8 protein-coding genes are annotated in these 23,994 nt (G+C 64.5%); 3 read left to right on the top strand and 5 right to left on the bottom strand.

Annotation, left to right across the window (positions count from 1 at the left end; translation table 11 throughout):
- Positions 1–78: 78 nt before the first annotated feature.
- From JTY93_RS09920 to JTY93_RS09905, 4 genes are read right to left on the bottom strand one after another with little or no spacing between them, the layout of a single operon-like run.
- Positions 79–3,249 (bottom strand): non-ribosomal peptide synthetase, encoded by a 3,171-nt coding sequence (locus JTY93_RS09920; RefSeq protein ID WP_205478419.1) that lies wholly within the window; start codon positions 3,247–3,249, stop codon positions 79–81.
- The gene (locus JTY93_RS09915) at positions 3,246–7,574 is read right to left on the bottom strand and encodes a non-ribosomal peptide synthetase (protein ID WP_205519003.1); all 4,329 of its coding nucleotides are present in this window, start codon (positions 7,572–7,574) and stop codon (positions 3,246–3,248) included. Before JTY93_RS09915 ends, JTY93_RS09920 begins: the two co-directional genes overlap by 4 nt.
- Positions 7,471–8,982, bottom strand: coding sequence for a condensation domain-containing protein (locus tag JTY93_RS09910; RefSeq protein ID WP_205519002.1), 1,512 nt, complete (start codon positions 8,980–8,982; stop codon positions 7,471–7,473). Before JTY93_RS09910 ends, JTY93_RS09915 begins: the two co-directional genes overlap by 104 nt.
- Positions 8,975–21,259, bottom strand: coding sequence for a non-ribosomal peptide synthase/polyketide synthase (locus tag JTY93_RS09905; RefSeq protein WP_205478412.1), 12,285 nt, complete (start codon positions 21,257–21,259; stop codon positions 8,975–8,977). The genes JTY93_RS09910 and JTY93_RS09905 overlap by 8 nt, the downstream gene beginning before the upstream one ends.
- A gap of 196 nt (positions 21,260–21,455) precedes the next feature.
- On the opposite strand from JTY93_RS09905, the gene JTY93_RS09900 reads away from it, so the two are divergent.
- Positions 21,456–21,707, top strand: coding sequence for a type II toxin-antitoxin system HicA family toxin (locus JTY93_RS09900; protein ID WP_169997548.1), 252 nt, complete (start codon positions 21,456–21,458; stop codon positions 21,705–21,707).
- Positions 21,704–22,069 (top strand): type II toxin-antitoxin system HicB family antitoxin, encoded by a 366-nt coding sequence (locus JTY93_RS09895; protein WP_205478406.1) that lies wholly within the window; start codon positions 21,704–21,706, stop codon positions 22,067–22,069. Before JTY93_RS09900 ends, JTY93_RS09895 begins: the two co-directional genes overlap by 4 nt.
- A gap of 1 nt (position 22,070) precedes the next feature.
- Here JTY93_RS09895 and JTY93_RS09890 read toward each other — a convergent pair whose 3' ends face one another.
- Entirely contained in the window at positions 22,071–23,243 is a 1,173-nt protein-coding gene (locus JTY93_RS09890) for an MFS transporter (RefSeq protein ID WP_205478404.1), read from the bottom strand.
- Positions 23,244–23,385: 142 nt separating this feature from the next.
- Here JTY93_RS09890 and JTY93_RS09885 point away from each other — a divergent pair, with 142 nt between their 5' ends.
- Positions 23,386–23,970 (top strand): TetR/AcrR family transcriptional regulator, encoded by a 585-nt coding sequence (locus JTY93_RS09885; RefSeq protein WP_205478401.1) that lies wholly within the window; start codon positions 23,386–23,388, stop codon positions 23,968–23,970.
- Positions 23,971–23,994: the final 24 nt, after the last annotated feature.

Genomic DNA, 23,994 nt, shown 5'->3' with positions numbered 1-23,994 from the left:
AGACTACAATTTATGAGAATCGCTCGCAACAACATAAAAACTGCGGGCGCTGACTAATCGCCAGCGCCCGCCACTGCCTTAGCTCTGCACCGCCGCCTGTTGGCGCGCCCTGTCCAGCAATGCGGCCTTCTCCTCTGGACTCAATGCATCCAGGCGCAAACGTGCCTGGGCCAGTTTCTCCAGTTGGCCGGGACTGTCTTCCTGGGCACGCAGGGCCTGGGCCAGTGCCCCGGGGCTTGGGTGGTCGAACACGATGCCTGGGTGGACTTCGCAGTGCAGCAGTTTGCGAATCCCCGCCACCAACTTGATCACCAGCAGCGAATGGCCGCCAGCGGCAAAGAAGTCGCGATCGCGGCTCAGGCGTTCGCGCCCCAGCAACTGGGCCATGCGGCTGGCCAGCAGGGCCTCGAGGGCATCCTGTGGTTCGACGAAGCTGTCGTCTTCTTCGATCAGTTCCAGGCGCTGCAAGGCCTGGCGGTCGACTTTGCCATTGCCCAGGCGCGGCATGTGCTGCACCACGTGGTACTGACGCGGAACCATCACCGCCGGCAAGTGCTCGGTCATGTGCTGCTTGAGGGTTTGCAGCCACTCGGCAGGCGCGTCCTGGCTTGGCAGTACAAAGGCTACCGGCTCATCCTGCGCCAGCACCACCACGGCTTCGCTCACCCCAGGGGCGCGCAGCAGGCATTGTTCGATCTCTGCCAGTTCGACACGGAACCCGCGCACTTTCACCTGGTGGTCGCGCCGGCCACACAGCGCAATACCGCCTTGGGGCAGGTAGCGGGCCAGGTCGCCGCTGCGGTAGAGGCGCTCGCCTGGGGCAAACGGGCTGCTGATAAACGCTGCGTCGGTCTGCGCCGGGTCGTTGAGATAGCCACGGCACAATTGCTGCCCGCCGATGTACAGCTCACCCAGTTCACCGCTGGCCACCAGTTGCTGGCCCTCGTTGAGGATGAACAACTGATTGTTGGGCAGGACCTGAGTCAGAGGAATGCCCAGTTGCTGCAAGTCGTGCGGGCTGATGGCATGCACTGCGACGCCGACGGTGGTTTCGGTGGGGCCGTAGTGGTTGAACAGGCGGCAATCGGGACGCAGCTTGAAAATGCGTTCCACCAACCCCTGGCCGATCGCTTCACCGCCGAGGATCAGAGTGGCCGGTACTTGCGGCTGCGGCGCCTCGAGCAAGGCGGCGAGATGGGACGGCACGATCTTCAGGCAGTCGATGCCCTGGGTCTGGATGAACGCTGCAAAGGCCTCGGGATCCTGCATCGTGGCTTCCTCAGCGATATGCAAGGTGGCGCCGTTGTACAGCGCGCCGAACAGGCTGGTATTGCCCAGGTCTGCGGCGACCGTGGAGCCCTGGGCGAAGTGCCGGCAGGCGGCCAGGTCCAGTTCACTGCTGACACCCGCGACATAGTTGAGCAATTGCCGATGCTCCACCACCACGCCCTTGGGCACCCCGGTGGTGCCGGAAGTAAACAGCACGTAAGCCGCGTCGTGGCCTTGCAGGTTGGCGCTGGGCCCTTCCGGCAATGGCTGCTGCAGCGGTTGATCGAGGTCCAGCACCGCGCAGCCAAAAGCAGCCGGCGCCGTGCCCTGGGTGACGAGCAGTTGCGCACCAGCCTGTTCCACCAGTTGCGCCTGGCGCGCCGCCGGCCAGCTCGGGTCCAGGGGCAGGTAGGCGGCACCTGTGCGCCAGGCGGCGAGAATGGTCTGCACCTGCGCCACACCACGCGGCAAGGCCAGGGCGACGATGCTCCCCGCGGTCACGCCATGCTCGCGCAGACGACTGGCCAGTTGACGCACGCCGCCCTCCAGCTCGGCATAGGTCAATGCTTGATCGCCCGCGACCAGCGCCACTGCATCCGGGGTGATTTCGGCCCAGTTGCGAATATGCTCGGGCAACAGCACCCGCTCTTCCAGCACTTGCGGCGCTGGGTTTAAGGCCAATAGGCGTTGGCGTTCCGCCTCACCCAAAAGACTCAGGGTGGCGATAGCTGCCTCCGGCTGCTCAAGCAAACTGGCCAGCAGCACTTGATACTGCGCCAGCAGCGTCTGCATCGCAGCCTGGCTGTACACGGCCGCAGCATAGTCCAACGACAGGCCAGTGACGGCACCGCCCTCCTCCACACGGACGGTCAACGCCAGTTCGAACAGCGGCCGACTATCCGCACGGTAGGCGCAGCGCCAGGTGCTGGTGCCCAGCGTACGCGGGGCCGGTTGCTGGCGCACGCCAAAGCCATGGGTCAGCGGCAGGCCAGCGTCGAGCGGCGCATATTCCTGCCAGGTGCCATGGCTGTCCAGCACGCCCGCCAACTGCGCCAATACGCTGCTGAACGAGGCCGTCGGCGCCAGGTTGAGGTTCAGCGCCAGGGTTCTTTCCAGCAGGCCCACGGTCGGCGCAAAGAACTCATAGTCCTGACGTGCGTCATGCCGCAGGCCAGCGACAAACCCTTCGCGGCCGCTGATCCGCGCCAGCAGCACCCACCACGCGGCTTGCAAGAGCGTGGTCACTTGGATGTCGTGCTGGGTGGCGAGCGAGCCCAGGCGCGCCAACACACCCGGGTCGAGGTCGCTGCTCAAGGACTGCCCAGCAGCGTTGCCCTGCACGGTATTGGCGTAGCGGCCCGGCAAGTCTGGTGCCAGTGCGCCCGCTCCCGGCAGGTAGGCTTGCCAATAGGCTTTGGCAGTGTGCGCGTCTTCGTCCAGCACCACTTCTGCGTGCCATTCCAGGTACTGGGAAAACTGCCCCAGTTCCTCGTCCACACTGCAACTGCCCTGCTCATAGGCCGCACACAGGTCTTGATAGAGAATCCCCAGGCTCGCCTGATCGCCGACAAAACCCGCCAGGCCCAGGGTCAGTTGCCACTGCTGGGTGTCGATACGCTGCAACAGGCCCTCGAAAAACATCCCGGACGCCAGGCTCACCGGGCGCTGGCACCACAGCGCCAAGACCTGCGCCGTGTCGCTGGCCTCATCCACCGTCAATGCCTCATTCGCCGCTCCACCAGCAAAGAACTGCCGCAGTCCACGGTAACCAGGGGCGTTCGCCAAACGAGCGGCTAGCACAGTGTGCCGTTGACGCAAACCGCTTAAAGCCGCTTGCAGGCGTGGCACGTCGAGTGCGCCGCTGATCTGGATCGTCAGCAGGTGCGCGATATCGCCCCAGCTCGCGCCGTCCTGGGCGTCCAGCACCCGCTGTTGCTGTTCGGCGAGCAGCGCCAGGCCTGCATCGTTAAGCGTACTCATGCGTCAGTCCCTTCCGTTTGCATACATGTGGAGGGCGCTACCGTTTCCAGGTCGCGCCGTTCGATCATTTCGCCCATGGCCACGACGATTTTGCGCGGGCCTTCAAAAGGGTCGCGGGCGTGGGCGGCGAGCATGTTGTCCAGCAGGATCACGTCGCCCTTGCGCCAGTCAAAGCGCACCGCGCAGGCCTCGTAGAGTTCGCCCAGTTGCTGCATCACCGCGTCTTCAATCGGGCTGCCGTCGCCGTAATACACGTGGCGCGGCATGCGCTCGGCGCCGAACAGGCCCAGCAGGTCATCGCGCACGTCGGGGTCCAGGCAGTAGATATGGTGCAGTTGCACCTGGTTGAAGAAGGTTTTTTCGCCGGTGGTCGGGTGAGTGATGATCGCCGGGCACGGGGTACGGATTTGCAGCTCGTCGTTGTCCAGCCAGGTCCACTGGATACCGGCCAGGGCGCAGCGCTGCTCGACCTGGGCACGATCTTCAGTCTTGAAGAAGTGCTGCCAGGACACGTCGAGCTTGTCGGCGAAGGTGCGCACATACAGCAGGCCCTTGCTCTCGAAGGTATCGCGCAACGCCTGCGGTAGGCGCTGGTACATCAGCCGGCAATCGACCACCGGCGTGGCCCCGCCCACGGGCGACGGTTGTTCACAGAAGAACAGTTGCTTGCGCGGCCAACGATCCTGGTGCGAGCTCTCGTTGTGGAACAGGATCATTTTCTTTTCCGGGTAAGGCGTGGAGCGGTAGGTGTTCTTGCCGCCCTCTTTCTTCGGCAAGTCGCCGTACTGGCCGTACAGGCCCGGCTGGACCGCTTCGGCAAAGGCCTCGAAGTCGTGGATGTCGCGCATGGCAAAGCCACGGAACAGGATCCCCGCGTGCCGAGCGAGTTTCTCTTCGACCAGGGCGCGATTGGCCTGGACCCAGGTCACCAGGTCGAGCCCCGAATCGTTGGGCTCCATCAGCAACGGGAACACCTGGTCGGCGTTCAACAGCGATTCACGCATGACCGGCAACGGGGCCCTGGCCACCGGGCTCGACGGCTTCTTGAGGAACTTGCCCAGCTTGTCGGCCTTCGGGCTGGCAGGTGCAGCAGGAGCAACAGCGGTATTCGACGGCATGATGATGTCCCCTAATCGGATGTCTGGATCCATGACAATCTGTTGAAGAATTCCCATCCAGGCGCTCACAAGTTCGGTGATGCGCTCTTGTTTGAATAAGTCATTGGCGTACTGCCAGGTGCCTTGCCACTGCCCGTCCTCTTCGTCGATAAACAGCGCCATATCGAACTTGGAATAACCGCCCAGGCTGGGCACCATTTCCACCGCAATGTCGGCCAAGCCCGCACTGTGCACTGGCAGGTTGTTCATCACGAACAGCACTTGCACCAAGGGGTTGAAGCCCTTGTGACGCGGCACGTTGCTGGCTTCGGCGATCATGTCCAGGGGCAGGTCCTGGTGCTCGAAGGCCGTAAGCGTGGTTTCCCGGGCAGCAGCGAGGAAATCGCTGAACCGCGCCTTGGCGTCGAAGCGCGAACGCAGGGGCAGGATGTTGACGAAGAAACCAATCAGGCCTTCCAGCTCGGCATGCTGACGCCCCGCCACATCGGCGCCCACCAGCAGGTCGTCGCTGGCGCTGAGGCGGTGCAGCAACACCTGGAATGCGGCCAACAACGTGGTGTAAGGCGTGACACCCTGGCGTGCGCACAGGCTTTTCAGTGCCTCGCCCAACGCCGGCGGCACGCTGAATGACTCGCTGGAGCCCTCGAAGGACGGCATCGGCGGCCGCGCAAAGTCTGTCGGTAGCAGCAGTTGCCCAGGGTGACCGGCCAGGGCGTCCTTCCAGTAGCCGGCCTGTTGCTGCAACACCCCGGACTGTTCCAACTCCAACTGCCATTGGGCGTAGTCGCTGTATTGCACCGGCAGCGGCGGCAGATCGATGCCACGCCCCTGCTTGAGCGCGGCGTAGTGCTGCACCAGCTCACCCACCAGCACCGCCATCGACCAACCATCGGAGATGATGTGGTGCATCGAATACAGCAGCACATGTTCATAGGCGCCCAGGCGCAGGATCTGCCCACGGAACAACGGCGCCTGTGCCAGGTTGATCGGGCGGCGGGTGTTGTCCAGGGTGGCCTGGGCGACCTGGGCCTCCTGTTCGATCCGGGCCATGTGCGACAGGTCGACCAGGGCGAAGTCCACATTCACGTCAGGCGCGATCAGCGCCAGGGGATCGCCGTCATCGTCGGCGACATAAGCGGTGCGCAGCACCTCATGGCGTTGCACCACGCACTTGAGGCTTTCAATCAGCAACGGCACCGAGACTTCGCCCCGCAAGCGCAACGCCAACGGCATGCCATACGCGCCGTTGCCGGCTGAAAACTGCTCGGCTACCCACAAGCGGCGTTGGGCCAGGGACAAGGGCGCCGTGCTGCGCGGGCCATGGGCGTGCAAGGCAATCTGCGCCGCTGGCGCGGCCGAGCGACTTGCCAGCAAGGCGGCAAAGTCTTCCAGCACCGGAGCATTGAACAGGTCACGCAAACCCGGGCTACTGGCCAGGATGGGCTTGAGCCGCGCGATCACCTGGGTGGCCAGCAACGAGTGCCCGCCCAACTCGAAGAAGTTGTCGCTCACCCCCACCTGCTCCAGGCCCAGCACCTGTTGCCAGACCTCGGCGATCTGCTGCTCCAGAGCGTTGCGCGGCGCGATGTAGTGCTGCTGCAAGGCACTGGCATCCGGCGCCGGCAACACCTTGCGGTCGAGCTTGCCGTTGGGGGTCAGCGGCAGGCTATCAAGGAACATCCAATGGCTGGGCACCATGTACTCCGGCAGGTCGCCCTTGAGCTGACGCTTGCAGGCGTCACGCAGAGCCTGCTCATCGCTCACCGTTTGCATGGCGACCACGTACGCCACCAACTGCGGATGGCCTGCGACGTCCCGCACCACCACGGCCGCTTCGCGCACCTGCGGTTGCTCCAGCAAACGCGCTTCAATTTCCCCCAGTTCGATCCGCAACCCACGGATCTTCACCTGGTGATCCACCCGACCGATGTACTCGATCACCCCATCCGCGCGGTAGCGCGCCAGGTCGCCGCTGCGATACAGGCGCGCACCGGGAGCGCCGAATGGATCGGGCAGGAAGCGCTCGGCGGTGAGTGCCGGGCGCTGGAAATAACCCCGCGCCAGGCCGTCGCCGCCAATCAACAACTCGCCGGTGACCCCGACCGCTACCGGTGCCAGGTTATCGTCGAGGATAGACAGGCGGGTATTGGCAATCGGCCCGCCGAGCCACGGCTGTGGCTGGGTTGGCGCGAGTGGGTACTGCGCCGACCAGATGGTGGTTTCGGTCGGCCCGTAGAGGTTCCACACCTGGGGCGAGTGCGCCAAAAGGCGGGTCGCCAGCTCCAGGGGCAGTGCTTCGCCGCCGCACAATAGCTTGCAGCCCTTGAGGGCATCGGCCTGGGGGTGATCGAGCAGCATGCGCCACGTGGAAGGCGTGGCTTGCAACACGCTGATGCGCTGCTGTTTGACCAGGGTGAGCAAGGCTTGCGGGTCGAGATTGATGTCCTGCCCGGTCAACATCAGGGTGGCGCCGACCAGCAGCGGCCCGTAGATTTCCAGGCCGAAAATGTCGAACGAAAAGGTGGTCAGCGACAGCAACCGATCATGGGCGTCCAGCCCCGGCTGGCGGGCCATGCTGCACACGAAATTGGTCAGGGCGCCATGGCGCACCATCACCCCTTTGGGTTTACCCGTGGAGCCGGAGGTGTAAATCACATAGGCCAAGTGTTCGGCGGTGCTGCGCGGCAGCGGGTTTTCCACGCTGTAGCCATCGAGCCACGCACCCGGCTGGTCCAGGGCCAGCGAAGTGACCCCGGCCGGGATCGGCAAGCGCGCGAGCAACGGTGCCTGGGTCAGCAGCAGGGCCAGGCCGCTGTCTTGCATCATGTAGGCCAGGCGATCCTCGGGGTACGCCGGATCCAGCGGGATATAGGCGCCGCCGGCCTTGAGAATCGCCAGCAGCCCGACCACCAGGTCAACACTGCGCTGCACCGCAATGCCCACCAGCACATCCGGGCCCACACCGCTTTCGATCAGGCGATGAGCCAGGCGGTTGGCCTGCTGGTTGAGCTGGGCAAAGGTCAGCGATTGCCCATCAAACACCAACGCCAGCGCATCCGGGGTGCGGGCGGCCTGGGCCTCGATCAACTGGTGGATGGCGCTGTCACGGGGGGTAGTCGGCGGCGCTGGCGTTCCAGGTTTGCAGCGCCAGGTGTTGTTCGGCGGCGCTGAGCATCGGCAATTGGCCGATGCGCTGCCGGGGATCATCGACCATGCCCTGCAACAAGGCCTGCCAGTGCCGCGCCATGCGCTCGACGGTCGAGGCGTCAAAGATATCGGTGGCATAGGTCAGCGCCGCCGACAGGCCGTCGGGGCCGTCGAAGGTGTTGAGGGTCAGGTCGAACGGCGCACTGAGGTTTTCCGAGTCGACGGGGGTACACAGCAGCCCCCCCAAGGGCTGGCCATCGGCAAACCGCCCCGCTTCCATCTGGTGGTTGAACATGACCTGGAACAACGGCGTGTGCAGACTATTACGCTCGGGTTGCAGCGCCTCCACCAATTGCTCGAACGGCAAGTCCTGCCAGGTCTGGGCCTCGTGGGCGGCCGCCTTGACGGTTTGCACAAAGTCCGCAAACGGCTGCTGGCTGTCGAGCGTGGCCTGCATCACCTGGGTGTTGACGAAAAAGCCGATGACCCGCTCCGTCTCGGCCCGGTTGCGGTTGGCGGTGGGTACGCCGACCCGGATATCCGACTGGCCGCTGTAGCGATGCAACAGTACCTGGAACGACGCCAGCAACAGCATGAACGGACTCACCCCTTGCTGCTGCGCCAAGCCTTTGAGGCCGTCGCTCAAGGCGCGGCCCAACGCCAGCGGCAGGGTCGCACCGCGCTGGTCCGGCGGCGCCAGGCGTGGGCGATCCACCGGTAGCTCAAGCAAAACGTGCTCGCTGCCCAGTTTGCCGCGCCAATAATCCAGCTGCCGACGCCCTTCCCCAGCCTCCAGCCACTGTCGTTGCCAGGCGGCATAGTCGGCGTATTGAATGACCGGCGCCGGCAACTCACAAGACGTGCCCGTGACCTGGGCGATGTACAGCGCCAGCAGCTCATCGATCATGATCTGCATCGACCAGCCATCGGTGATGATGTGGTGCAACGTCAGCACCAGCACATGCTCATCGTCCGCCAGGCGCAACACTGCGGCACGCAGCAGCAGATCGTGTTGCAGATCGAACGGCTGGCTGCTCTGCGCCTGGACAAAGGCCTTGATGGCAGACTCGGAGTCGCCCGCCGCCGCCTCTACCGCGAGTTCCAGCGCTTCGATGGGCCGGATAATGCAACGCACCTGCTCATCTTGTTGCACAAACCCGGCGCGCAACCCTTCATGGCGCGCCAGCACCTGCGACAGGCTCGATTGCAGCGCCTCCACATCCAGCTCACCCTTCAAGCGCAGTGCCGCACTGATGTTATAGGCACTGCCCTGGGGGTCGAACTGCCAGAGAAACCATTGCCGCTGTTGGGCATACGACAGTTGCTGAGGCCCGGTTTCGCTCGCTGGCACAATCGGAAAACGCGCGACATTGACGCCCTGTTGTTCCAGCTTGCTGAACAGTTGCGCGCGCTTGGGTGCGCTCAAGTCCTTGATGCGCGCCACCAGTTCCGCGGTTTTGTTAAGCATTGCTTGCCTCCAGGTTTTCCTGCTCCAGCTCATCGAGAGCATCGAAGATCAGGTCAAAGTCATCGCCCTGGACCGCGCCGGCCAACGTTTGGGCCAAGGCCCCAAGGCTGCCCTGGGCATAAAAGTCCTTCACCGCCACGTCCACCCCAAGCACCGCCCGCACGCGGGACAGCATCACCACCACTTGCAGGGAATGCCCGCCCAGGTCGAAGAAGTTGTCGCCAAGCCCCACGCGCTCGACCTTGAGCACGTCCTGCCAGATGTCGGCCAACTGCTGCTCAAGCGGCGAAACCGGCGCTACATAGGCCTGTTGCATCTGGCTGACGTCCGGGGCGGGCAAGGCCTTGCGATCCAGCTTGCCGTTGGGGGTCAGGGGCATCTGTGGGACAAACACCAGGTGTGTCGGGACCATGTAGTCGGCCAGGTGCTGCTTGAGGCCGGCCTTGATCGACTCGCGCAACGCTGCGTGTTGTTCGGTGCTATCGGTAGGTTCGGCGAGCACCACATAGCCCACCAGTTGTGGTCCGCTGGGGCCGTCGAGCGCGACCACGGCTGCTTCGCGCACCGTGTCCTGGGCCTGGATGCGCGCCTCGATTTCCCCCAGCTCGATCCGGAAACCACGGATTTTCACCTGGTGGTCCAGGCGCCCGAGGTACTCGATCACCCCTTCGACGCGATAACGCGCCAGGTCGCCGGTGCGGTACAGGCGCTGGCCGGGGGCACCGAATGGGTCCGGCAGGAAACGCTCGGCAGTCAGACCAGGGCGCTGGAAGTAGCCACGCGCCAGGCCATCGCCGCCGATCAACAGCTCGCCGGGCACGCCGACCGGGGCCAGCGCGCCGTCCTGGCTGAGGATGTACAACGCGGTATTGTCGATGGGCCGGCCCAGCCATGGCTGGCCGTCGAGGCGATGGGCGGCCGACCAGATGGTGGTTTCGGTCGGCCCGTAGAGGTTCCACACCGCGCCGCCGAGGGCAAGCATGCGTGTCGCCAGTTCATCGGCCAGGGCTTCGCCACCGCAGAGCAAGGTGCAGCCTTGCAATGCCGCCACCTGCGGGCTGTCGAGCAACATGCGCCAGGTCGAGGGCGTGGCTTGCAGGGTGTTGACGCGCTGGGTCGCGACAGTGGTGAGGATTGCGTCCGGGTCGAGGGTGGTGTCTTTGTCCACCAGCACCGCACAGGCGCCGACGGTCAGCGGCAGGTAGATCTCCAGGCCGAAGATGTCGAACGAGAACGTCGTCAGCGAGAGGATCCGTTCACCCGCCGCAAGCCCCGGCTCGCGGGCCATGCTCGCAATGAAGTTGCCGAGGGCGCCATGGGCCACCATCACGCCTTTGGGCTTGCCGGTGGAACCGGAGGTGTAGATCGCATAGGCCAGGTTGTCCGGCCCCGCCGACGCGGGGGGATTGTGGCTCGGATAACCGGCGAACCAGCCCGCCTCGCCCTCCAGCACCAGGGCCTGCACACCGCCCGGAATCGGCAGCGCGCCGAGCAGCGGCGCCTGGGTAATCAGTAACTGCAGGCCGCTGTCTTGCATCATGTACGCCAGGCGATCGGCCGGGTACGCCGGGTCCAGCGGCACGTAGGCGCCACCGGCCTTGAGGATCGCCAGCAGGCTGATGATCATCGGCAAGCCACGCTCCACCGCAATCCCCACCAGATGGTCCGGCCCGACACCTTCGGCCAGCAGCCGGTGGGCCAGTTGGTTGGCCTGGCGGTTCAGCTCGCCGTAGGTCAGCGACTGTTGGCCAAATACCAGGGCGACGGCATCGGGGGCGCGCTCGACCTGGGCCTCGAACAACTGATGAATGCACTGCTCGCGCGGGTAATCCACCGCTGGCGGATTCCATTGTGCGACCACCTGCCGTTGACGGGCCGCACCTTGCATCGACAAGTCACCCAGCGCCAGCCCGGGCTGCTCGAGCATGCCCAGCAGCAGGCGACGGAAATGCTCGCTGAGTTCATCGATGGTGCCCTTGCTGAAATGCGCCTGGATAAAGCGCATATGCACCGTCAGGGTCTCACCCAGGCTGACCAGCAGGCTCAGCGGGTAGTTGGTCTGCTCGACACTGCGTACCTCACCGAACACCAGCCCCTGGGGCGCACCGCGCTTGAGGGTTTCGGCCACCGGGTAGTTTTCAAACACCAGCAAGCTGTCGAACAGCGCGTCACCGCTGTGCCCGGCCCAGCGCTGGATATCGAACAACGGCGTGTGCTCATGCTCGCGCAGGGCCAGGTTTTGCGCCTGTACGGCGTGCAGCCATTGGCTGACGGTTTGCTCGGGGCGCGGGCTGGCAATCACCGGCAAGGTGTTGATGAACAGCCCAACCTGCTGCTCGATACCCGCAAGATCAGCCGGGCGACCGGCAACCGTGGCGCCAAAGGCCACGCTGTCCTGCCCGGTATAGCGTTGCAACAGCAGCAGCCACGCGGCCTGCACCAGGGTGTTGGGGGTGACTTTCTGCTGACGGGCAAACTCGCCCAGGCGGCGGGTTTGCGCCACATCCAGCGTCAGGTAATGATCGCCATGGCCACTGCCAAGCGCCGGCCCCGGGGCGCTGACCGCCTGGGCCAGCAAGGTCGGCTCTTCCAGTGCCGCCAGGTTGGCGCTCCAGAACTGTTGCCCGGCCTGTTGATCCTGGCGTTGCAGCCAGGCGATGTAATCGCGATAACGCCCCACCGACGGCGTCGGCACCTGGCCGTCGTAGCGTTGCAGCACCTCGCCCAACAGCTGGGAGTTGCTCCAGCCATCCATCAGGATGTGGTGGTGGGTGTAGAGCAGCTCGCTACGACGCTCATCCAGGCGCACCAGCACCAGGCGCAACAGCCCGGGCTGGTTCAAGTCAAAGCCCTGGGCCAACTCGGCAGCGGCCAGCGCTTGCAGTGCCGCCGGTTGATCGTTGCGGTCACGCCAGTCGAGCACGCTGAACGGTACTTCAAGCTGCTTGTGCACCACCTGCACCGGCTGCGGCAAACCACCCTGCCAGGCAAAGGCCGTGCGCAGGATCGGGTGAGCATCGACCACCGCCTGCCACGCCGCACGGAAGCGTTCGGGATCGAGGCCATCGATGCCGACCTGCATCTGGTTGACATAATCGCCACCGCCCTGCTCCAGCAGGCTGTGGAACAACATGCCTTGCTGCATGGCGGACAGAGGATAAATGTCCTCGATGGCTGCAGGCACGTCAGCCAGCGTATCCACTTGCACCTGGGTCAACGCTGCCAGCGGGAAGTCCGACGGCGTCACGCCGTGTTCGCCACGGGTCGTGCAATGCTCAATCAGCGCCTTGAGTTCCACGGCCAGGGCATCGGCCAGTGGCTGGATGGTCGCGGCGTCGAACATCTGCTGGCTGAAGGTCCAGCCCAGGCACAGCTCGCCGTCGAACACCTGGCCGTTGAGGGTCAACCAGTTGCCCAGTGGCGCATCCGGGTGCTGTTCCAGCCCGGCGTGTTCACCACTGGGTACGAACAAAGCTGCTTGCCCGCCTTCGAGGCTGCTGTCGAACTGGCCCAGGTAGTTGAAGGTAATACGCGGCACCGGCAGTGCTGCAAGGGTTTGCTGCACGGCAGCGTCGCCCAGGTAACGCAAGGCGCCAAAGCCTACGCCCCGATTGGGAATGGCGCGCAGTTGCTCCTTGACCTGCTTGATCGAATCGCCCAGCGCCTCGGCAGGTGCCAGGCGTACCGGGAACAGGCTGGTGAACCAGCCCACGGTGCGGGTCAGGTCCTGATGGTCGAACAGCTCTTCACGACCGTGGCCTTCGAGCTGGATCAATACTTCGCGGCGCCCGGTCCAGCCCGTGATGACCCGCGCCAATGCCGTCAGCAGCAGGTCATTGACCTGGGTGCGATAGGCCGCAGGTGCCTCCTGTAACAGGCGCCGGGTCAGGTCGGCATCCAGGCGGGTGTTGAGTGTCACGCCATCGCGACTGCGCAGGCTGGCATCTGGCTTGGCGCCTGGCAGATGGTTGTCGGTTGCCTCCAGTGATTGCCAGAACGCAATCTCGGTTTGCAGCGCAGGGCTGCGGGCAAGCCCTTGCAACTGCTCGGCCCAGGTTTTGAACGCGGTGGTCTTGGCCGGCAAACCCGCGGCAGGCTGGCGGTAAGCAGCTTGCAGATCTTGCAGGAGGATGCGCCAGGACACGCCATCGACCACCAAGTGATGGATGATCACCAGCAGGCGCTGGCTGCCATCGGCCTTATCGAACAATACCGCGCGCAGCAGCGGGCCTTGTTGCAGGTCCAGGCTGGCTTGGGCCTGGTCGGCCAGGGCCTGCAGTTGCGCTTCAGTACTGACCCGGTGCTGCCACAACAACTCAAGGTGCAAAGACTCGCCGTGGCTCGCAACCCACTGCTCGCCGTCGTGCTTAAAGTTCAGGCGCAACGCATCATGATGGGCGACCAGCACCTGCAAGGCCTGGGCAAGTCGTGCGCTGTCCAAAGGCTGCTGGGGCGTCAGCAGCACGGACTGGTTCCAGTGCTGGCGCTGGGGAATATCTTCGTCAAAAAACGCCTGCTGTACCGCCAGCAACGGCATGCCACCGGCTACCGGCCCTTGGTCGATGCTCGGCAAGCCATCGCCGCTGCGGGTTACGTGGGCCAGGCCTTGAATGGTCTGCTGCTCGAACAGCGCCTTGGCGGTGAAGTGCAGGCCCGCCTGACGGGCTCGGCTGACAACCTGCATCGACAGGATCGAATCGCCGCCCAACTCGAAGAAGTTGTCGTTCAACCCCACGCGCGGCAGGTTCAACACGGTTTGCCAGATAGCCGCCAGTTGCTGTTGCAGCGCCGTGACCGGTGCCACGTAATCGTGTTGCAACAGGCTGGCGTCCGGCGCAGGCAAAGCCTTGCGGTCGAGTTTGCCGTTGGGGGTCAGTGGCAAGCGGTCGAGCAGCACCCAGTAGGTGGGCACCATGTAATCCGGCATGCTCGCCTTGAGGCTGGCCTTGAGCCGCTCGCGCAAGGCCGGCTCGGCCTGCGCCGGCACAATATAGGCCACCAGTTGCTGGGCGCTTGCGCCCTGATGGGCCAGCACCACCGCGTCACGTACACCGGGTTGTTGCAGCAGCCGCGACTCGATTTCGCCGAGTTCGATACGGAACCCACGGATCTTCACCTGATGGTCGATCCGCCCGCAGTAATGCACCACTCCCGCCGCGTCCCGGCGCGCCAGGTCGCCGCTGCGGTACAGGCGGCTGCCGGCCACGGCGGCGAATGGGTCGGGAATGAAACGCTCGGCGGTCAGTGCCGGACGCTGGTGATACCCCTGGGCCAAGCCCTCGCACGCGGCGATGCACAACTCACCGACCACGTCATCGGGCAGCGGGTTGGCGTCGCGGTCGAGCACATACAGCGCCCGCCCAGGCAAGGCACGGCCAATCGGCACGCCATTGGCCGCGTCGGCATCCATCAACTGGCACACGTGGGTGCTGGACACCACCGTGGCTTCGGTCGGGCCATAGGTGTTGAGCAAGCGCACGCCGCCAAGCCCTGCGGCATGCCAGAGCTTGAGCCCTTCCACCGACATTGCCTCGCCCCCCACATGCACCTGGCGCAATTGCCCGCGACTGCGCTGCGGGTCTGCGGCCCAGTCCTGGGCCAGCAGGAACCAGTACGCCGCCGGCAAGTCGGCCAGGGTCACACCGTGCTCGATGATCTGCTCGTACAGGGTCGCGGTGTCCCAGGTGTCGTCACCGCGCAGCACCAGGCAGGCGCCTTCGCACAACGGTGGGAAGCATTGCTCGACAAACCCGTCGAAGCTGAACGTGGCGAACTGCAGCACCCGCTCCTCGGGGGTGAGTTGCGAGTATTCGGCGGCTATCGTGCAGAACTCGCGCAGCGCGCCATGGGCGATGGACACGCCCTTGGGCTGCCCGGTGGAGCCGGAGGTGTAGATCACGTAGGCCAGGTGCTCGGCCAGCGCCAGGTTGACGAGGTTGGTACACGGGTAGTCGCGCTCCGAACCGTCGAGCAGCAGGCACGGCACGCGGGCATCGGCCAGGGCATCGTCGAGCACACCGGGTTGGCGCAGCAGCAAGTCCATGGCGCTGTCATCAATCATGTAGGCCAGGCGCTGGGCCGGGTAATCAGGGTCCAGCGGCACATAGGCGGCACCCGCCTTGAGGATCGCCAGCAGGCTGGCAATCATCGCCCCACCGCGACGCACCGCCAGCCCGACGCGCTGGCCAGGCATCACACCCTGCTCGCGCAGGCGATGGGCAAGGCGGTTGGCGCGTTGGTTGAGTTCGGCATAGGTCCAGCGCTCGTCACCGCTGATCAAGGCCAGGGCATCCGGGGTCGCCGCGGCGCGGCGTTCGATACGCTGGTGCGCCAGCAGTGGGTCGAGTGCCGGCTGCACTGCGCCTTGCTCCAAGGCTGGATCGCGCAGGCGCAGGTTGCCCAGTGCCTGGCCGTTATCCTCGACAAACTGCTCCAGCAGTTGCAGCAGGCTGGCGCCGATAGTGTGGATCTGCTGCGGGCAGAAGTCGGCCCGGGCATAGCTGAAGTCCAGGCTCAGGGTTTCACCCAGCTCGATGCCCAGGGTCAGCGGATAGCTGGTCTGTTCATGGTTGTGCAGCCCGCTGAAGCTCAAGCCGGCGGGAGCACCGGCTTGCAGCGCCTGGGACACCGGGTAGTTTTCGAACACCAGCAAGGTGTCGAACAGTGCGCTGCCGGGCTGCCCGGCCCAGCGCTGGATGTCGTACAACGGCGTGTGCTCGTGCTCGCGCAGGGCCACGCTGTGCGCCTGCACCTGTTGCAGCCAGTTGGCGACGCTATCGGTGGCATCCGGGCTGCAAATGATCGGCAATGTATTGATAAACAGCCCGACTTGCTGCTCGATCCCCGGCAAATGGGCCGGACGCCCGGCCACCGTAGCGCCAAAGGCCACGCTCGGCTGGCCGCAATAACGTTGCAGCAAAATCGCCCATGCCGCTTGCAGCAGGGTGTTGAAGGTGACTTTGTTGTGCCGGGCAAATTCCCCAAGGCGCGCCGTGGTGCTGGCATCCAGCAGCAGGTGGTGACTGGCATGACCGCTGCCCGCGTGCGGCGTCGGCAAGGCGTTGGCCAGCAGGGTCGGCGCGGGCAGCGCTTGCAGTTGTGTACTCCAGAACTGCTCGCTGGCGTGAGCGTCCTGGGCCTGCAGCCAGCCCACATAGTCGGCATAGCGCCCGCTGACCGGCGCCGGCACCTGCCCTGCGTAACGTTGCAGGACTTCACCAAGCAACTGTGCGTTGCTCCAGCCATCCATCAGGATGTGATGGCTGGTGTAGATCAGTTCATAACGCTGGGCCGCCAGCGGCACCAACATCAGGCGCAACAAGGGGGCCTGGTGCAGATCGAAGCCTTGTTCGCGTTGTTCAAGGGCCAATACGTCGAGGTCGTCGGGGGCCTGGTCCAGCACCGTCAGGGGCAGTTGCACCGAGCGCTGGATCGCTTGCAACGCCTGCGCCTGGCCTTCCCAGACAAACCGTGCGCGCAGTACTTCATGGCGCTCCAGCACCGCTTGCCAGCAGTGGCCAAACCGCTCCACGTCCAGGCCATCGATGGTCAGGCGCAGTTGGTTGATATAGGCGCCGCCCCCGGCGTCGTAAGCGCTGTGGAACAGCATGCCCTGCTGCATCGGCGACAGCGGATAGAGATCCTCGATCTGCGCCAGGGGCAGGCCCAGGCCTTCCAATTGCGCCTGGTCGAGTCTGACCAAGGGAAAGTCCGAAGGCGTGGCGCCGCCCTGTTGTGGATCGAGGCAATGTTCGATCAATGCGTGCAAGGTCTGGGCGCAGTGATCCACCAGGGCCTGGATGGTCTGGCGCCGATAGACTTCGCCACTGAAGCTCCAGTCCAGTTCCAGCTCGCCGGCGTATACCCGCCCTTCCACGCTCAGCCAGTTGGCCAAGGGCGCCTCCAGGCTCTGGGCCTGGCCGCCGCCTTCGCTGGCCGGCACGAACAGCGCATCCTCGCCAAACTGCTGGTCGAACTGCCCCAGGTAATTGAAGGTGATCCGTGGCTGGGCCAGGGCCGCCAACTCGTCAGCCGCAGCGCCGTAGCGCAGCACGCCGTAGCCAATGCCCTTGTGGGGCACCTGGCGCACTTGCTCCTTGATCGCCTTGAGGGTGTCGCCCAGCTCGCCGCAGGGGGTCAGGCGCAACGGATACAGGCTGGTGAACCAACCCAGGGTGCGGGTCAGGTCGATATCGTCGAACAGTTCTTCGCGACCATGGCCTTCCAGCTGGATCAGCGCCGAGGGTTGGCCGGTCCATTGGCAGATCGTGCGCGCCAGGGCTGCCAGCAGCAGGTCGTTGACCTGGGTGCGGTAGGCCGCAGGCGCCTGTTGCAGCAGTTGCCGGGTCTGTTCGCGGCCCAGGCGCAGGCGGACATGCTCAGCCACTGCCTGGGTTTGCCGGCCCTGGGGATTATCCCGAGGCAAGTCGGTTGCCACGCCCTGCACTTGCTCGCGCCAGTACGGCAACTCGGCCAGCAGCGCCGGGCTGCGGCTGTAGTCGTCCAAGCGCGCGGCCCACCGCTGGTAGGCACTGGTCTGGTGCGCCGACACCAGGGGTTCGCCGGCCACGCCCTGGGCGTAACCGCGCTGCAGATCTTCCAGCAGCACACGCCAGGACACCCCATCCACCACCAAGTGATGCAGCACCAGCAACAGGCGCTGGCTGCCGTCGGCCATGTCCACCAGCAGGGCCCGCATCAACGGGCCGTGTTGCAGATCCAGGCTGGCCTGGGCGAGATCACACTGCTCGCGCAAGGCCTCGACGCTGGCGGCCTGACGCTGCCACAAATCCACCGTGGCCGATTCCGCGTGTACTTGCTCCCAGCCGTCCCCCCGCTCGACGAAACGCAGGCGCAAGGCATCGTGCTGTGCCACCAGCGCCTGCAACGCGGCGCTCAGTGCCGCGACGTTGACCGACTGACGGGGGGTGAGCAACAGCGACTGGTTCCAGTGCTGGCGGGCGGGAATATCCTGGGCAAAGAACCATTGTTGGACCGGGGTCAGCAACACCGGGCCCTGGGCCGGTCCTTGCTCAATGGCCCGCGTGGATACTTCGCGGGCGGCAGCGGCCAGGCTGCGCAGGGTCTGGTGGCGGAACAGGTCGCTGGGCGCCAGTTGCAGGCCGGCCTGACGGGCGCGGCTGACCACCTGGATCGACACGATGGAGTCGCCGCCCAGCTCGAAAAAGTTGTCATCCAGGCCGATCTGCGGCAGGCCCAGAATGTCCTGCCAGATTCCGGCCAGCAGCAATTGCCGGGGCTCCTGAGGCGCGCTGAACGCCTGCACCTTGGCCTCGCCGGCCCGTGGCAGGGCCTTGCGATCCAGCTTGCCGTTGGGGGTCGCGGGGAATTGCGCCAGGGCCATGATCACCGTGGGCAGCATGTATTCGGGCAGGGTTTCGGCCAGGTGCGCGCGCAAGGTTTGTTCGAACGCGGCTTGATCCTGCGGCATCGCCGCCGGCACCACATAGGCCACCAGCAACCGGCCATCCTGGGCGATCACCAGCGCTTCCTTGAGCTGCGGGTGGCTGAGCAGACGTGCCTCGATTTCCCCCAGTTCAATACGCAGGCCGCGGATCTTCACCTGATGGTCAATGCGCCCGACGTATTCGATGACGCCGTCAGGGCGGTAACGGGTCAGGTCGCCGGTGCGATACAGGCGCTCGCCGGTGGTGGAAAACGGATTGGGCACATACTTTTCTGCGGTCAAGGCTGCCTGGCCGAGATAGCCCCGGGTGATCCCGGCACCGGCCAGGTGCAACTCGGCAGCGGGCCCGGTGGGTACGGGCTGCAAATCGGCATCGAGGATGTAACCCTGGGTGTTGCTCAACGGCCGGCCAATGCATGGCTGGCCGCCGGCTTCGCGGGGTGTCCAGGTGGAATAGGTGGTGTCTTCGGAGGGGCCGTACAGGTCATAGACCTGTTTGATCGACGACTGCTGATAGAGGCTATCGACCAGCGACTGCTTCAGTGGCTCACCCGCGAGGTTGACGATGCGCACGCTCTCGGGGATCTGCCCGGCACGCTGCAAGGCGTTTATCGCCGACGGCACGGTGTTGATCAGGCGCACCTGGTCGCGGGCCGGCAAGTCCGGCAGTTCCAGGGCATTGCGCGCGAGGATCAGCGAGCCGCCGTTGGCCAGGGTGACGAAAATTTCCCACACTGACAGGTCGAAACACACTGAGGTCGAGGCCAGCACGCCCTGGATATCTTCACGGCTGTAGACCTGCTGCGACCAGTGAATCAGCGCCAGTACGTTGCCATGGGCAATCGCCACGCCCTTGGGCTTGCCGGTGGACCCGGAGGTGTAGATCACGTAGGCCAGGTTGCCGGGCTCGACCTGCGTGACGGGTGCCGTCAGCGGGTAGTCGGCCAGGTGATCCATCAACAGCACCTGGGCCTGGGTCTCGGGCAAGTCTGCGAGCAGCTCGGCTTCGGTCAGCAGCACCTGGGCGCGGCTGTCTTCGAGCATGTAGGCGACACGGTCGGCGGGATAATCCGGGTCCAGCGGCACATAGGCACCACCGGCCTTGAGCACGCCAAGCAAGGCGACGATCAACGCGTCGGAACGCTGCATGGCCACGCCGACCCGCACTTCGGGGCCCACGCCCAGTTCGATCAGCTTGTGCGCCAGTTGATTGGCCTGGCGGTCCAATTGGCGATAGCTCAGGGTCTTGGCGCCATAGGTCAGGGCCAGGGCGTCGGGCTGGCGCTCCACCTGCTCGGCGATCAGTCGATGAATGCTGCGCTGTTGCGGGTACTCAGAGGCGGTGGCGTTCCAGTCATGGATCTGCTGCTGGTAGTCCGCAGCATCCAGCATGGGCAACTCGGCCACACGCTGCTGCACGTTGTCGACCATGCCGCCCAGCAAGTGGCTCCAATGGCGGGCCATGCGTTCGATGGTGGCGGGCGTGAACAGGTCCGTGGCGAAGGTCAGCGCGGCGCGCAGGCTGCCGCCCTTCTCCCAGGTGTCGAGGCTCAGGTCGAATTGGGTGGTGCGGCTTTGCCACTCCACCAGGCTCAGGGACAGGCCGGATTCCAGCACCAGCGCCTCAAGATCAGCCACTTGCGGCTGGTGGTTGTACAGCACCTGGAACAGCGGCGTGTGGCTCAGGCTGCGTTCTGGCTTGAGGGCCTCGACCAGGCGTTCGAACGGCAGGTCCTGGTGGGCCTGGGCACCATTGACCACGTCCTTGAGCACCTGCAGCAAGTCACTGGCCCGCGCCTGCCCATCGACGTGCGCGGCCATGACCTGGGTGTTGACGAACAGGCCGATCAAGCCTTCGGTTTCACCCCGGTGCCGGTTGGCAATCGGCACGCCCACCCGCAGGTCGGTCTGGCCGGTGTAGCGAAACAGCAGGATCTTGAAGGCGCCCAGCAACACGGTGAACAACGACACGTTCTGCTGGCGCGCCAGCAAGCGCGCGCCCTCGGCCAACTGCGCCGGCACCGCGAACTCATAACGCTGGCCCTGATGACTGGCCACCGCTGGGCGTGGGAAGTCCAGGGGCAACTCCAGCACCGGGTGCTCCTCGCCCAGTTGCTCACGCCAGTAATCCAGTTGCCGCGCCTGCTCCCCGGCTTCCAGCCAGCGGCGCTGCCACAGGGCGTAGTCGCTGTACTGGATCGGCAGGGCCGGCAGTTGCGGCGACTGCTGGCGTTCAAAGGCGTCATAGCAACGGATGAACTCGTCGATCAGCACGTTCATCGACCAGCCGTCCGAGACGATGTGATGCAGGGTCAACAGCAACACATGTTCCTGCTCGGCCAGCTTGAGCAATTGCACACGCAGCAGCGGGCCAGTGGCCAAGTCGAAGGGCTGCAGCGATTGCGCGGTGGCGGCGGCCATCACCGCCTGTTCGCGCTCGGCCAGCGGCAAGTTGCAAAGATCCAGAGGTTCAATCGCCAACACAGGCTCGCAGGGCACTTGCAACAGGCGCTCATCGGCCTGGCGCTGGAACACTGTGCGCAGGGTTTCATGCCATGCGATCAAGCTGGCAAACGCCTGCTCGATCGCCGCCAGGCTCAAACGTCCCTTCAGACGCACCGCGCCCGGCAGGTTGTAGGCTGCGCTGGCCGGATCCAGTTGCCAGAGAAACCACATCCGCTGCTGGGCGTAGGACAACGCCTGGCGATCCTCGGCCTCGACCTGAGCCGGAATCGGAAAACGCGAGAAGTCGATCCCTTCTTTTTGCAGCGCCTGGAGGAACATCTGGCGTTTTTCCAGGGGCAACCCGATAAACCGGCGAGCAAGTTTCAAGGAGTCTTCAGCGTTCATTTCTTGGGATCCGGAGCAATAGGCAGGAAGCACAAAGGCACGTCGTCCCTATAAAACGAATCCAGACGGGAAAAATTAGCGCAGGCGAGCGCGGTCATCGGGCGTTACATCAAAGCCGGGAGAAGCCCGCGAAGAGGTCCTATCATTGACGCACAACCACATTTGCAACTACATTTAGTTACACGCAGGGAACGCCGTGTCCAAAAATGAAAAGCTGCTCGCCAAACTGCTCAACCTGCAGATGGCATTTACCTGGCCTGAGCTCATCACGTTGCTGGGCTGGCTGGGTTATCGACAAATCGAAGGGGCTGGGAGCCGCGTCAAGTTCGACATCGGCGACCCGAGTGCAATGATCACCCTGCACAAGCCCCACCCTGGCAATGAGCTGAAACACTACATTCGGCGCCAGATCATTGAACAGTTGGAATCAGGAGGCTTGCTTCAATGAGCAACCAGTTGAAACACAAAGGCTACATCGGCTCCATAGAAGCCAGCGTCGAGGACAATTGCCTGTTCGGCAAGCTGCTGTTTATCCGCGCCCTGGTCAGCTACGAAGGCCAGACCGTGGCCCAGTTGGAAGCGGCCTTTCGCGAAGCCGTGGAGGATTACCTGGCTACATGCCAGACACTCGGCCAGGCACCGGAAAAGCCCTGCAAAGGCTCATTCAATGTGCGGGTCGGCCATGATCTGCACCTGGCCGCGGCGCTGGCGGCGACGCAGAAAAAGGTCACGCTCAACGACCTGACGCGCCAGGCGTTGAACGAGTTCCTGCGTCATCACGCTACGGATATTCACCCCGCCCTGGGGTGACTCATCCCAGGCGGCGGTAGCCCAACACGGCGGCCGCCAGCACCACCGCACCGGCCATCAGCGCCACCCAGAACCCGCTGGGAGCGCCATATTGATCGATCATCCAGCCGGAACTTGCCGCACCGATGGCCACGCCGATGCTCAGGCCGGTGATCAGCCAGGTCATGCCTTCGGTCAGACGGCTGGGGGGCACGACCCGCTCCACCAGCGCCATGGACACAATCAGCGTCGGCGCAAAAAACAGCCCGGACACAAATACCGCCAGCGCCAGCCCGAGGATATCCCCCACCCACAACAACGGCAGCGTGGTCAACGCCGTGGCCAGGCCACAGAGCAGGAACTGCCGGGGCAACGGCATATGCAATTTCAACGCACCAAAAGCCAGCCCCGCCAGGCACGAGCCAATGGCATACACCGACAGCACAATGCTCGCCGCCGCCGGTTGGCCCTGATGCTGGGCGAACGCTACGCTGACCACGTCCACCACACCGACAATAGTGCCCATGGCCATCAGCAGGATCATCAACACCAATACCGAAGGCTGGGTAATCAACCAGCGGCCCTGCTGCTCAAGCTGAGCGTGAATCGCCGGTTCAGTCTGTTTTTGCAGAACGAAGGTGGTTACACCGACCGCCAGCAAGATCGCCCCCACCAGCGGCCCGGCTTCGGGAAACAGCAGCACGCACAGCCCCACCGATATCGGTGGACCTAGGATAAAGCACACCTCGTCGAGCACCGATTCCAAGGCAAAGGCGGTTTGCAAACGGGGCTGGCCACGATAGATCTCGGTCCAGCGCGCACGCACCATGGCCGACATATTGGGCATGCAACCGGCCAGTGCGGCAAAGATAAACAGGGTCCAATCCGGCGCCTGCAAGCGGGTACACAGCAACAGCAGCAGCAACGCTCCCCCGCCAATCATGGCCGCCACCGGTAATACGCGGCCCTGGCCGTAACGGTCTACCAACCGTGAAACCTGGGGCGCGCAAAACGCCGTCGCCAAGGCAAAGGTGGCCGCCACCGCGCCCGCCAGCCCATAACCACCACGCAGTTGGGACAACATGGTGATCAACCCGATACCGGTCATGGAAATCGGCATGCGCGCGAGCATGCCGGCCGATACAAAAGCCCTGGAACCTGGCGCCTGGAACAACTCGGCGTAGGGGTTTGCCATGGTGCGTGACCTCTTGCTGGGAGCCCTGGAGCTTGCCATTCAATGCAATCCGGGCAAAAGATATACGGTGCGTATGTGACAAATCATGAGTAACATACGCAGCGTATGTCAACTACCCATCCGACTAGAACGAGCGTTTTCCATGAGCCGAGCCCGCGCCGAGATGATCGAAGAAACCCGCGCCCGCTTGCTAGCCAGCGCCCGCCACGCCTTTGCGACCCAAGGTTTTGCCAATACCTCGATGGACGATTTCACCGCCCGCGCCGGGCTCACGCGAGGGGCGTTGTACCATCACTTTGGCGACAAAAAAGGGCTACTGGCGGCGGTCGTCGCGCAACTCGACGGCGAAATGGATGAGCACCTGCAACACATCAGCGCCCAGGCCGCAAATCCCTGGGATGGTTTTTGCGAACGCTGCCGCGCTTATCTGCGCATGGCCCAGGACCCGGAAATCCAGCGCATTGTGCTGCAAGATGCACCGGCGGTACTGGGTGCTGACGTCGGTGCCCAGCAGCAATGCATCGAATCCTTGCGCCGGCTGCTGGAGGGGTTGATGCAAACCGGATGGATTGAACAGGCTCCCAGCCTGGCGCTGGCCCGGTTGATCAACGGCAGCCTGGTGGATACGGCGCAATGGATTGCCCACGCCGAACACCCGGATGAATGCCTGGAGCAAGCGCTGCAAGGCTTGGATTTGCTGCTTCGGGGGTTGAAACCTGTGGCCTGACTGCGGTGGCAAGGCGGGCCTGTT

This window comes from Pseudomonas hygromyciniae (assembly GCF_016925675.1).
Taxonomy (GTDB): Bacteria; Pseudomonadota; Gammaproteobacteria; order Pseudomonadales; family Pseudomonadaceae; genus Aquipseudomonas; species Aquipseudomonas hygromyciniae.
Note: the sequence above shows the minus strand (reverse complement) of the source record. Positions and strands in the feature narration are given on the sequence as shown.